The 13,439-nt window shown below is 43.5% G+C and carries 7 protein-coding genes and 1 pseudogene; all 8 read right to left on the bottom strand.

The features are described 5' to 3' along the window. Positions 1–25: 25 nt before the first annotated feature. The 8 genes and pseudogenes from MHH41_RS18555 to MHH41_RS18520 all read right to left on the bottom strand — a co-directional run bounded on the left by MHH41_RS18555 (position 26) and on the right by MHH41_RS18520 (position 13,425). On the bottom strand, positions 26–1,240 hold the full coding sequence (locus MHH41_RS18555) for a CynX/NimT family MFS transporter (RefSeq protein WP_003214688.1): 1,215 nt from the start codon (positions 1,238–1,240) through the stop codon (positions 26–28). 22 nt (positions 1,241–1,262) lie between these two features. Further along, positions 1,263–1,409, bottom strand: coding sequence for a YycC family protein (locus MHH41_RS18550; protein ID WP_003214589.1), 147 nt, complete (start codon positions 1,407–1,409; stop codon positions 1,263–1,265). Positions 1,410–1,481: 72 nt separating this feature from the next. Then, on the bottom strand, positions 1,482–2,216 hold the full coding sequence (locus MHH41_RS18545) for an alpha/beta hydrolase (protein WP_137054095.1): 735 nt from the start codon (positions 2,214–2,216) through the stop codon (positions 1,482–1,484). 78 nt (positions 2,217–2,294) lie between these two features. Further along, positions 2,295–3,260, bottom strand: a complete 966-nt coding sequence (locus MHH41_RS18540; protein ID WP_003215121.1) for an ABC transporter substrate-binding protein — start codon at positions 3,258–3,260, stop codon at positions 2,295–2,297. 98 nt (positions 3,261–3,358) lie between these two features. Beyond that, the gene (locus MHH41_RS18535; RefSeq protein ID WP_212046512.1) at positions 3,359–4,981 is read right to left on the bottom strand and encodes an AraC family transcriptional regulator; all 1,623 of its coding nucleotides are present in this window, start codon (positions 4,979–4,981) and stop codon (positions 3,359–3,361) included. Between the two features lie 124 nt (positions 4,982–5,105). After that, positions 5,106–5,333 (bottom strand): MbtH family protein, encoded by a 228-nt coding sequence (locus tag MHH41_RS18530; protein ID WP_003215360.1) that lies wholly within the window; start codon positions 5,331–5,333, stop codon positions 5,106–5,108. A 20-nt stretch (positions 5,334–5,353) separates the two neighbouring features. Continuing rightward, a pseudogene (locus MHH41_RS18525) lies at positions 5,354–12,495 on the bottom strand (amino acid adenylation domain-containing protein). A 21-nt stretch (positions 12,496–12,516) separates the two neighbouring features. Further along, positions 12,517–13,425: an isochorismatase family protein gene (locus MHH41_RS18520; protein ID WP_212046514.1), complete on the bottom strand. Its 909-nt coding sequence runs from the start codon at positions 13,423–13,425 to the stop codon at positions 12,517–12,519. Positions 13,426–13,439 lie beyond the last annotated feature (14 nt).

Genomic DNA, 13,439 nt, shown 5'->3' with positions numbered 1-13,439 from the left:
TCTCATGAGGAGGCGGGTTCTTTTTTTATGATGGATCTGAAATATAGACGCTTCGTCCGGCTCGCATACCGGATATAAACATGAAAAATAGGATGATGATAAAGATGATAATGGATGGCGTCCATGTATGTGTGAGATCAAAAAGGATACCGATCATGAAAGGACCAACGGCGGCTAATAAATAACCGAGAGACTGCGCCATTCCGGAAAGGGCAGCGGCTTGCTCCATATTGGTCGTCCGTAATCCGATAAAAGTGAGCGCCAGACTGATGCTGGCACCTTGTCCAATGCCGATCAATAAAACAGAGATCACAAGAATAGGCGTCGATCCTCCGAGAAGAAGCCCAATCATGCCAAGTAAATACACAAGGACAAGGCCCAAGACAAGCGGTCTTTGTGTTTTTAATTTTTCCGCGAAAACAGGCGTTAAAAAGGTGGATGGCAGCCCAGCAAACTGCATAATGGACAGCATCCAGCCGGCTGTCGACAGGTTCATTCCATGTGATGTTAAAATATCAGGAAACCAGGCGATGCTGCTATAAAAAAGGAATGACTGCAAGCCCATAAAAAAGGTCACCTGCCATGCGACACGCGAACGCCATATCGGCTGCTCTGTGAGCGAAATGCTTTTGACGGCCGCTGTGTTCTGATGAAGAAGCTGCGGCGCCCAGACCATCATCGCGAGAAGTGCAAGGCCAGCCCATACGAGGAATGAAGTATTCCAGCCGCCAGGCATTGCATGGCTGAGCGGAACACTGACACCTGATGCAAGTGCCGCAAAGACGGACATCGAAGTCGTATACACGCTCGTCATCAAACCAGCATGTGCAGGAAATTTATGCTTCACAAGCCCTGGTAAAAGCACATTACATATCGCAATCCCGACACCGACAAGCGCGGTTCCCACCATTAAGAAGGTGATCGAGCCAAACGAGCGAATCACAATCCCAAATAGAAGGACAGCAAGCCCAAGCCAAAGGGTTCGTTCATTGCCAAGACGCTTTCCGATTTTAGGTGCAATTGGAGAAAGCAATGCGAATGAGAGCAGTGGTAAAGTGGTGAGAAAACCCGCAAGTCCATTTGAAAGCTGCAAATCGGAACGAATGGCGCCGATGAGAGGTCCCACGGACGTAATGGCAGGCCGCAGGTTAAATGCAATGAGTAAAATCCCAGCAATCAGCAGGATGGTTTGTCCCTTGCTGCGGGGATGTAATGTTGATTGTTCTAGTTGTTGTTCCATGAATGTAAACTCCTTTATTTCTTTAAGAAGAACGATCTTTCTTCTGTTCAAGTTCTGCTAGTTTAGCGATTAAGATATGCTGCGGCATATGCATGATTTGTTCAATGGGTACATTAAGTGATGCCGCAAGTTTTTGTGCTGTATCGGCTGAGATTTGTAAAGGTCTCATACGCAAATCCCTCCTCTTTCAATCTATAGGTTCCAATATATCATATCGGCTTTGTGCCATGCAGATAAAAAATTAGAGTTCTCTTTGATAAAACCACTTTAGGGCTGATAAGAAATTTTTTTGAAATTGTTTCAGATGATGGCCCTCCCCTTGTTCGATGTGATAGTGCAGCTGCCATTCCTGCATCCCTTTCTGTAATAAAAGATCATGTAGTTGTTTATTGAATAAAGACATGTGCTGTTGAGCAGATGTTTTGCCTTTACCTTCTTCACTGCCCACAGACAAATAAATAAGGTGATCCACATACTGAATGCTTTGTTGTTTAGCAAACGGCAGAAAATCTTGATACCAAAATGACCCAGAGATAGATGCGATGTTTTTAAAAAGAGCAGGGTACATCAATAAAGTATAAATTGCAAATAGCCCACCTAATGAAGCACCTATGTGACTATGTTCATGACAGGTCTGTTTGACTGGATATTTTCTTTTGATATATGGGAGCAAGTCATTCGCTAAAAATGACACATACGTCTGTGCCTCGCCTTTAAAGTCAGGAAACCCAGAGTGCAGTGATGACGCCTTCCATGGTGTATACTCGTCAAGTCGATTGAAGGGGTGTATGCCGACAATGATGATTGGAGAGATGGTTTTGGCTTCGATCAGTCTTTCGATCTCTAGCAGGTGTGTTCTAAACAAAGAAGAGCCATCTTGTACAAAGACAGCTGGAACATTAATAGAGGTGTCCTGTGGAACGTAAATATCAAGCTGACGCCCGTTAAACTCGTCATATAGAAACGTTCCGTTCATATGTATTCACTCCTCAAGATTCTCAAATAAGCTGAAAAGAAGACAAAGGGCTAAACATTAACCCTTTGTCTTCTTTTTTTAGTTGTTTTTCTCTAACCATTTGACGGCCTTATCAAGGAAGGTTGTTTTGCTTAGTGCAGTTCCTCCTTGAAGCATAGGATCAACGACATTTTCATTGATGTGCCCATTTTTCACAGCTTTTAGGCTTGTCCAAATTTTATTTTCCTCTAAGTCCTTTAATGCGTTAGGTTTCGATGAGTTTTCCTCTTTAGAGAACTGAACGAAAATATAGTCAGGATTGAGTTCGCCCAGGCGCTCCAATGAAATCAATGCTTGTGCTTTGGCTTTTTTGATATCACTTGGTGCTGTAAATCCTAAGTCCCCATATAAGGTAGAGTTGAAGTATACGTCTTCAGGGTACACGTACAGGTCGCCTTGTCTAATGCGTAAAATGACAGCTGTTTTGTTGCTGCTTTTGTCTTTCAGGGTTTCTTTCGCTTGTTTGAGGTCTTTCTGATAATCAGAAATGATGTTTTTCGCTTCTTCACTTTTTCCAGTAAGTGTACCGAGCAATAAAAGATTGCTTTCCCAGTCAGAAGAGACATGGGATACTGGGATCGTTGTTTGGACTTTATCCAATTTTTTAATTGTTGCAGGTGGAAACTTTGTTGATCCGAGTATCACGTCTGGTTTTAGTTTTAAGATTTTTTCTAGATTCGGTTCCGTTTTTTCACCGATGCCTTCTGTTTTCGCTGTGATGTCTTTAAATAATTCAGGGAATGTGCCGCCTACTGTAGAAGCACCAATAGGCTCGATATTAAGTAATTTGGCATCTTCCATTGATTCTAGGCTTCCAGCAATGACAATTCGTTTCACTGGCGTTTTGAGTTTGTACGTTTGATCTAAGTAATTGATGTTTGTTTCTGCTATTTCAGCTGACTTGCTTTTGGTTGTGTTTGAAGCAGGTTTATTTTCTGCAGCACCACAGGCAGCTGTGGTGATCGTCATGATACAAAGGATAAGCAATGCTAACCATTTTTTCATTTGTTTTCTCCTTTAACTGATAATTGTTCTCAATTAAAGATTGTATTAGGCTTTTGTCCTTTTATCCATAGACAATTCTCTGTCAAATGATGGACTTTTTACGGAAAAAAAGATAAAAGGTCCTGAATGACTCGTTTATGACTGGCTGCTGTGTATTCACGCCAAGGGTCAGATGCTAGTGGATAGACTGCTTGTTGCGTCACAGCTTTGAGATTTTGCCAATCTTCCTGTTGCTTTAACTTTTGATAAAAAGCAAGGGTTTTTGGCTCCTTATGCAAGTAGAGGAAGATGGCGTCTGGATCTAGCTGTTGTATGGAGCGAATGGTGATTTTCTTTTCTATTAGCTGTCCATCATTCTGAAAAGCTGGCAGAAGACCAATATCATGAAAAATCACTTCTGACATGGTGCGATTTACAGACAAGTAGAGTTGATCTTGAAAGATACGAAGAGGCAGGACGGTTTTTGGTGGATGATCAAAAAGGCATGTCTTTTTCGCCTGAATGACGAGCTCCTCATAATGAATCAACCATTCTTCTGCTTCCTTCGCTTCGTTTAGGAACATAGCTGTTTGTCTGAATTGAGTGCGCCAATCCAAATGGGTGAATGGAACAAAGTGAACAGGACAGATGGTTTTCAACACTTGTTTTTCTTCCTCTGTCACATGATCATTGGCAATGATCAGCTCAGGTTTTGTTTCCTTTAATTGCTGTAAATTGGCTTCAGCGTGCTCATTGATCCGATGTGCACTCAGGTGAATCGGGATTTCTTCTGCATGATGCTCAAAATCATGTGCTGTCCATTTAGGGTGAAGAGGGGCAGCATACGGGATGATATGAATGGGTGTGAGCTGACCGAGTATGGAATGGCCATAGGCTGCAATTTTCCGCTGACGGCTTTTCATATAAGTAGAAGGGGTCATGCCCGTTTTTTTCTTAAAGATGCGGCTAAAGTAATAGGGATCTTGATAGCCGATTTCCAGTGCAATGTCTTTGAGCTTTGCGTTGCCTTTTGCCATTAGCTGTTTGGCTCTAGCCATCCTTTTCTTGGTGATATAATCAGTGACACTCACATTAAAATGCTTTTTAAATAGCTCACTGTAATGATTGGCGCTGATGCCAGCCATTTGAGATAGACTTGTAAGGCTGAGGGGTTCTTCGGAATGTTGATCAATATATTGTTTTGTTTTGAAAAGGGCATGTGTCGTGTCACAAATATCTTCATTATGCAGTGTGAAAAGCTGCAGGATGAGCTGTTGAAAAAGGGATTGGCTTCTAAAAAAGCTAACGGATTCATGTCTTTTCCATTCCTCTGTCATTTCGGACAGTAAAGAATGAATTTGTTCAATTGAGCTAATATCGATAAATTGCCATACATTCAGTAAAGACCGGGCATGTTCAGTTGATACTTCTTCTATGTGTTGACCTTGCGGCGTGTACATTTGAAAGCGAAGCAGATAGAGCTCGTGTTTTTGATAAGGCTTTGTTTTTAACATAAATGTCTCATTAGACAGAATTGTATAGAGCGTTAGATTTTTCAATCGCCATTTTTGATCGTTCAGCGTGAGTAAGCCGCTGCTGCTTATGCTAACGAGGAGGCAAAATGTATCTGATAACTGCTGCTCCTTATGCGGAAGCTCTGCATTCTTTATTTTTTCAGCAAATGTCAATCGATAGATGAATTGTTCGGCATTTGCCATTGTACGTAATTGATTGTTTCCCATAAAACCACCTGATCTCTTATTTGTTGATAAACATTCTCAATTAAATTGTAGCAGAAAGAGCTGGAAAGATGGTGATGTTTATTCTGTCAAAAAAGCACCCTGAGTCAGATCAGGGCGCGATGATTTAGTCTGTTTTTCCATGTGCTAGCGCAGGTTCTTTTGTTAAGCTTAATGGCCGTAAGTCCTGCCAGTGTGTCTGGATATAATCGATGCAGGCATTTCTAGTGTCTTCACCAAAGACCTTTTCCCACCCATCTGGCACTGGTGCAAATGATGGCCAAAGTGAATGCTGTCCTTGTTCATTGACAAGCACAAGAAATACACCGTCTTCACGATCAAAGGGATTTGTCATTTGTCATCTCTCCTTTATTCTTAGTGCTTTTGTTTGACCCGATGCAGAGAGTCGTCTAAGATGACACCAATTTCTGCTAGGGGTTTAGGCTGGCACATGTCTTTGTGCCGGCAATGAATGTCGTGCTGTTCAATGGTTCCGTTGATATAAGGTGCCCATGCTTCGGGATCAATTGGTGTAAACCAATCTGGGATAATGGTAGATCTAAAGAATAATATGTCCCCATGATAAGTTTTTGGCTGATATTCTCCGAGCAATCGAACTGAATTGACATAGGTTTCCTTTAGATTTCTAATGGCATCTTCATTTAAGCTTGCTAGTGCACTGCCGTCTTTCTTCAAGATGTCGACAGCACTTTTCATCGTGAGCGGTTCACCTGTTAAGGTATCTGGATCATAACCCCCGAGTGCAAGAAGAGCGATTAGTGCTTCTTCTTCATCGGGTGCTTCTTTAATCGGTAAGAAATGGTTTGGATAGGCATCTAGCATCGCAACGAGAGCGATTTCTTCACCTTGCTGCTGGAGTTGTGTAGCCATTGCCTGTACAACGTTTCCGCCTAGTGACCAGCCAAGAAGATGATAAGGACCTTTTGGCTGAATCGTTTGGATGTGCTTGATGTAATCCGCAGCCATATCATCTAGTGTGTGCGGGTAGTCATCTTTTCTTGCGATTCCTCTTGCCTGTAATCCATAAATAGGAATGTCTTTCTCTAATGTATTCAAGAGACCTGCATAGCACCAGCTAAGACCACCAGCTGGGTGAACACAGAAGAGAGGATATCTTTCTCCATTTGTTCGTAGCGGCAGCAGGATTTCTAGTGCGTTTTCATCGCTTCCTGTTTCTAGTTTCTCTGCCAAACTTGCAACATTTGGTGCTTCAAACAACGTTCCGATGCTTAGTTTGACACCAAGTGCATCACGAATGCGGCTGATTAAACGAACCGCAAGTAAGGAATGCCCGCCAATGTCAAAAAAGCGATCGTCAATGCTGATTTTTGGCAAATCAAGCACCTCTTCAAAGAGGTGGCATAGAACTTCCTCTTTCGGGTTTCTTGGGCCGCGGCCATCCGTTTGCTGTATATGCAATTGAGGTGCCGGTAGTGATTTTTGATCAAGCTTTCCGTTTGCTGTAAGTGGCATCGTATCAATCTGTACATAAGCCGCAGGCACCATGTAATCAGGAAGACTGGCTGACGCAAAATGGCGAAGGGTCTCTGTATCGAAACGGTCTTCTTCAGTTGTGACGATGTATGCGACTAAGCGTTTGTCACCAGGCTGATCCTCTCGCATAATCACGGCAACTTGTGCAACTGCGTCGTGGCGTGATAGAACGGCTTCGATTTCTCCAAGTTCAATTCTAAACCCGCGTATTTTAATTTGATGATCTGCTCTGCCAATGTAATCAAGTGCCCCTTCTACTGTCCAGCGAGCGAGGTCGCCAGTTCGATACATCCTTGTGCCAGGTGCTCCATAAGGATCGGCAGGGAATCGATCTGATGTCAGGTCAGGCCTGCCTAGATAACCTCTTGCCAAACCAGCTCCAGCTACATACATTTCACCTGTCGTCCCAGGTGGAACAGGCTGTAGGTATTCATCTAGTACGTACACGTGTAAATCAGGAATCGGTTCGCCTATTAAGCTGCTGGATTTCTTTGCGATCATGTCTCGATTGAGTACATTGTACGTAACGTGTACGGTGGTTTCTGTAATGCCGTACATGTTAATTAGCTTTGGCTTGCAGTCTGAGTGACGGCTGTACCAATCTTCTAATCTGCTAAGCTCTAATGCTTCACCGCCAAAGATGACATAGCGGAGTGATAATGCTTGACCAAGTGTTTGTTGTTCCTTGTCTATCTGCATGAGCTGATAGAAGGCAGAAGGTGTTTGATTAAGCACAGTCACACCTTCATCGACTAGAAGATGCAGCATCTCTTCTGGAGAACGAGAGATGGTATGAGGAACAATGACAAGCCGACCGCCATATAAAAGGGGCCCCCATATTTCCCAAACTGAAAAGTCAAAGGCATACGAATGGAACATTGTCCAAACATCCTCTTCGTCAAAATGGAACCAATGTTCAGTAGATGTCAGAAGACGGATGACATTTTGGTGTGGGATGACCACTCCTTTTGGTTTCCCTGTAGATCCGGATGTATAAATAATATAGGCCGGATGCAGAGGAGATAGCGGCTCAATTCTGTCTATATCAGCCGGATTGTGATTTGGCGTAATCTGTAATTGATCATTTGTTTCTTTTTCGTCTAACAAAATCAAATCGCAATCAGCAGGGAGATGCAATGCAGCTGCTTTTGTTGTGATGCTGCAAACTGGTTTGGCATCTTGTATCATGTATGCCAGCCTGTCTGCTGGATAATCAGGATCAAGCGGAACATAGGCTGCGCCTGCTTTATGAACGGCTAATAGGCTGACGAGCATATCGATTGATCTAGGCAGGGCAAGTGCAACGAACTGTTCTGGTCCAACGCCTCTTTCTATTAATAAATGAGCAAGACGATTGGCTTTGTTGTTTAACTCTTCATAGGTAAGCTGCCACTTGCCATCCGTTACTGCCACTCGATCAGGATATTGCTGCACCGTTTTTTCAAATAAGGTCGGGAGACGAAGTGCTTGGTCTAACTGAGCGAATGTCTTTTTGTCAGGTAGAAATGTTTGCCGCTCTTTATCTGATAAAATGTTCACTTGACCAATCGGCAGAGTGGGCGCTCAGCTATCTCTGTTAAAAAGCGCTTCATTCTGGCAGCGATTGCTTGAATGGTACTTTGTTTAAATACATCTGTGCTGAATTCAAACAATCCTGTTAATCCTGCTGCTGACCCAGTTTTAGTTCTTTGTTCTGTTAATTCGATGGTCAGGTCAAATTTAGCTGATCCTACTGGTTTCACGTAGAGGTCTGAGTCAAGTTGTGTCAGCTTCATTTCCGCCTTCGGTGTATTTTGGAAGGCAAGCATGACCTGGAACAATGGATTGCGTGATCTGGAGCGGTTTGGATTTAGAATTTCCACTAGCCGTTCAAATGGCAGATCCTGATGCTCATAGGCTGCTAAGTCAACGTCTCGCACTCGCTTCAATAGCTCACTAAAGGTTGGATTACCAGCTGTATTTGTACGTAATACTAGTGTATTCACAAACAATCCCACAATGTCGTCAAGTGCATCGTCATTCCGCCCAGCAATTGGACTGCCGATAGGGATATCTGTTCCCGCTCCAAGACGTGTCAGTAATGCTGCAAGTGATGCTTGAAGCACCATGAACAAGCTCACCTGATGCTGCTTTGCAAGTTCAAGGAGCAGCTGGTGTAAAGCGGGCTCAATCGTAAAGTCGATCGTAGCACCGTTGAAGCTTCCTTCCTGTGGACGCGGGTAGTCATAGGGAAGCTCCAGTTCTTCAGGCAGGTCATGTAAGGCACCTGTCCAATAGGTAAGCTGCTTGGCAAATAGACTATCCGTCTCTTCCTCACTGCCCAACAGCTTCTGCTGCCAAATAGCATAGTCAGCATATTGAACAGGTTCGGCTGGCAAGGAGATTGATTTTCCTTGTATACGGGCTTCGTAAGCAGCAGCTAAGTCTCGTGTCAATGGTGCAAGTGACCAGCCGTCACCAGCGATATGATGCAGCAATAGAAGCAGCACGGATCGATTTGCATCAAGTATGAATAATTCAGCTCGAAGTGCAGGTTCTTCTTCAATCTTAAAGCTATAGCGAATGGCTTCGTTTAACTGATTATCAATTTGTTGATCACTTGAAGCTGTGACGTGGAGTTCAGGCTGAACACTTTTCGGGTGTAAAATAACCTGTCTTGGCATGCCGTTCTTATTTGGAAAGATGGTTCTAAGGGTTTCATGTTTTTCAGTGATATCTGCTAAAGCACCAATGAGAGCTTTTTGATCTAATGTACCTGTCAGCTGAATGACAAGTGGAATATTATAAGTTGGACTTGGACCTTCAAGGCAATGAAGGAACCAGAGCCGTTTTTGGGCAAAGGATAATGGAATTTCATCTGGCTTTTTTTCTACCTGAAGCGGCGGCCGAATGTCCTTTGCTTTGTCTAAGTGCTGTGCAAGTTCAGCGACTCGAGGTGATTCAAAAATGGTGCTCATGCTTAGGTCTGCACCGAATGTATCGCGTATACGTCTAAGCAGACGAGCGGCAAGTAAAGAATGTCCGCCTAAATCAAAGAAACTATCATCTATGCCAATTTGAGATAGACCAAGGGTTTCTGCAAATAAACTACATAACATGTCTTCTTGGGGTGTTCTAGGTGTACGCTCAGAACTAACTAAAGACATATTTGGCACTGGCAATGCTTTGCGGTCGATTTTGCCGTTTGGTGTAAGTGGAAGTTCCGGCAAAAAGACAACAGCAGAAGGCACCATGTAGTCTGGAAGTAACGCAGCCACAAACTGCCTAAGCTCTGAAGGGTGAAGAGAAGAGTCGTCTGTCAGCACAACATACGCACAAAGCAGCTGTTGTCCAGGTTGATCCTCCCGAACGATAACGGATGTATGCTTTATGGCTGGGTGCTGCATAATAACTGTTTCAATTTCACCTAGTTCAATACGGAAGCCGCGAATTTTAATTTGATGATCAGCACGGCTAATATAATCAATCGAGCCATTCTCACGCCATCTGGCTAAATCACCAGTGCGATACATTCTCGTGCCTTTTGTGCCGAATGGATCAGCGACAAATCGTTCAGCCGTTAAGTCATATCGTCCAAGATATCCTCTGGATACTCCTTCACCTGCAATATAAAGTTCACCGATTGATCCTGCTGGGACTGGGTTTAGTCCTTCATCTAAAATGTAAATGTTCGTATTCCAAATGGGTTTGCCAATCGCCGGTCCACTATTCTCTCGATGTGCTGTGACATTTTCCATGGTAGACCAGATCGTCGTTTCTGTAGGTCCGTACAAATTGGTAATGTCGCATTGAAGAGATTGTAATGTGTGCAAAAGGGAGGCAGGGAGTGCTTCTCCTCCAACAAGAACACGCATACCTGTTATCACGTCAGGGTAATCATCTGCTAACGCATGCCACAACGTTGGTGTTGCCTGCATGATTGTGACATGATGAGAACGAATCATGTCTGAAAGCTTTGCTGGTTCTTGTATCGTTTCTTTTTTTGCTAATAATATAGCGGCACCATGTAAAAGCGGGAGGAACATTTCTAGCCCGGAAATATCAAAGGCAATGGTCGTTACCGCTAAAAGCTGGTCCCCTTGATCTAATAAAAATGAATCTTGCATGGACAATATAAAGTTGATCACATTTCGTTTTGTTACAACAACACCCTTTGGTTTGCCTGTCGATCCTGACGTGTAGAGGATGTAAGCCGGGTGATGCGGGGAGCCTTCGCTCCAAGTCGGATTGAGATGCGGGCTGCCTGCTATCTCCTGATGAACAATTGAATCATCCAGTTGAACGATGTGCGGATGCTCCAAACCGTCTCCTGTCTCTTTGACTGTGAGCAAGCACGCCGGTTTGGCATCTTCTAGCATATAGGCGACACGATCGTTAGGGTAATCAGGGTCTATTGGCAGATATGCGGCTCCTGTCTTGATAACGGCTAATAGACTTACGACCATATCGATGGAACGAGGCAGAGCAATTGCGACAAATTGTTCTGGTCCAATGCCGCGCTTTTTCAAATAATGAGCCAATTGATTTGCCCGCTGATTCAACTCTTCGTAGGTCAAAGTGATTTCTTCAAACTGTAATGCTTTTGATTGTGGTGTTTTGCTGACTTGTTTTTCAAATAGTTCCCGTAAAGATTCTTTTGGTAATTCTCGTTTTGTATCATTCCAGTGCTTGAGAATGTTCTCTTTTTCTTCAGACAAAAGAAGGTTGAATTGACTGATCGTCTGATCTTGCTCTAGTCCGGTTATTTCCTCCAGCAATTGAAGAAAACGCTGCTGATGAGCGTCAACTGTTTGCTCTTTGTAAACGGCAGGGTTTGCATCAAAGTCGATTTGAAATCCGTTCCCATCTGCGCGGTCGTATATGTTGATCGATATATCATCTACGGGTCCTGCTGAAAGATTATGTGCTTGACCAATGCTCTGATCGAACTTGAGATCATAATCAAATGGCATGATATTGATCTGCGGGCCGAATAATCGTTGATTTCTTCCGATGAGTTTAAAGTCTCTCCGCATGTCTTCATGACGATATCTTTGATGAGGACGAATGGCTTTCAGTTCATCAGATACTTGGCGAACAAGTGCTGAGAGCGTCATTTCTGGTTTGCATGTTAAACGAAGCGGTACCAGGTTCATGACCATTCCGGGCGTTTGCAAGGCGCACGATCCAAGGCGCATCATAACAGGTAATCCTAAAACAATATCATGTGCACCAGTCATACGATGCATATATATAGCGGATGCCGCAAGAATCATTTCATGCCACGTACCGCCGAAAAATTGAGCATTTTTTTTCATTTTGCTTACCTTTTCGGCATCGCAGCTAGCCGTTTTACGGATAAAATGATCCGACGTTCTTGGGGCAAGCTCAGCAAGGCTGACAATTTCAGGTTGATCAGCAAAGCGATTTTTCCAAAATGCTCGATCATCATCATACCGATTGGACTGTTGATAGGTGATCTCCTCTTGGACTACGTCAAGTAAGGCTCCAAATGTTTGAGGAGGCACAGGTGTCCCTTTCGATAGGGCTGAATAGACCTCAGCAACACGACGTGCAATGAGCGAAAAGGCGAATCCATCAATGGCAATGTGATGAATGCGCTGATACCAGATAAAACGGTCGTCAGCAAGTTGAAAAAGTACTTCACGGAATAATACATCTTTCTCTAAAGAGACTGGTGTTGCAAGGTCTGTCTTCATCCATGCTATAGCCGCATCAAGCGGCTGTTTTTCATTTTGTAAATTGATAGATTGAAATGGAATCTCTTTCTTAGATATCAACCATTGCTTTGGACCGTCAGTATCCTCAACGAAGCGCATATACAAGGAATCTGCTTCTAAGACAGTCTTTCTAATGGCTGCTTCAAAGTGTACGGGATCAATAGGACCTTTAATATCTATATACTCAGCTGTATTGAAAATAGGATTAGATGGATCAAGCTGCTGCGCATACCAAATGCCTGATTGGGCACCGGTTAGTGGGAATGAATCGACTGACTGGATCGACAAGGGTCTATACCTCCTTTACAAGTAATCGATATTTGGGATAGATGGCTGTTTTTCTGGGAAAAGAAGAGTCCGCCAAGACGTGAGCGTTGGATTAGCTGCAAGCTCAACGAAATTGACTGTCGCTCCTTGCTGTCTCCATTTTTCCGCTAGACTCATCATTCGAATAGAATCAAGTCCAAGATAGACGAGATTCTCGTCAAACGGTATTTCATTCGGCTCGATTTGGAGATACTCAGCTACTTGGTGAACGATAGCATCAAAGGATAGATCATCACCGTCTGCTTCCTGTCCTGTTAAACGACGAATGATTTGGCTTGTCGTTGTGGTTACTGCACAGCGTTCAGCTGCATAGGTCATTGCCATTTTGTGATGCTTAAGTGAAAAGTCAGCGACGGCATCGGCGACAAAAAAGGTTTCAATATCGAGCATGAATGCTTCTGCGGCTGTCAGCATACAGCCAATATGTGCATATACGCCAGTAATGATCAGTTGATCACGCCCGCCTTCGTGAAGAATATCTAAAAAATTGGATTTTTTGAATGCGCTATAACGCCATTTTGTCAGCATTGTATCTGCTTCAGATGGAGCAAGCTGATCAATGATTTTTGTCAATGCTTCATCATCACCAAGTCCAGGCCCCCAAAAATCTGTTAATAAGGCCCGATCCTTCGGGTCTTGGTCACCAGGTTGAGCTGTATAGACGACAGGAATGCCAAGTTCTTTGCATGTATCACGTAATTGTTCAATATGCTGCACTAACTCTGTGATCGGTGATGTATCTTGTTGAAATGCATTTAAAAAATATTGCTGCATGTCATGTATTAGCAGGACAGCACGTTTCGGATCAGGGATCCAGTTCACTTTATTTTCGGGTAAATCTTGTATGCTTGGCATTGGATACGCAGGAATAGTAGGGATTGCCATGGTTTTCACTCCTC

It is taken from the genome of Bacillus sp. FSL K6-1145, from assembly GCF_038003425.1.
Classification (GTDB): Bacteria; Bacillota; Bacilli; order Bacillales; family Bacillaceae; genus Bacillus; species Bacillus pumilus.
Note: the sequence above shows the minus strand (reverse complement) of the source record. Positions and strands in the feature narration are given on the sequence as shown.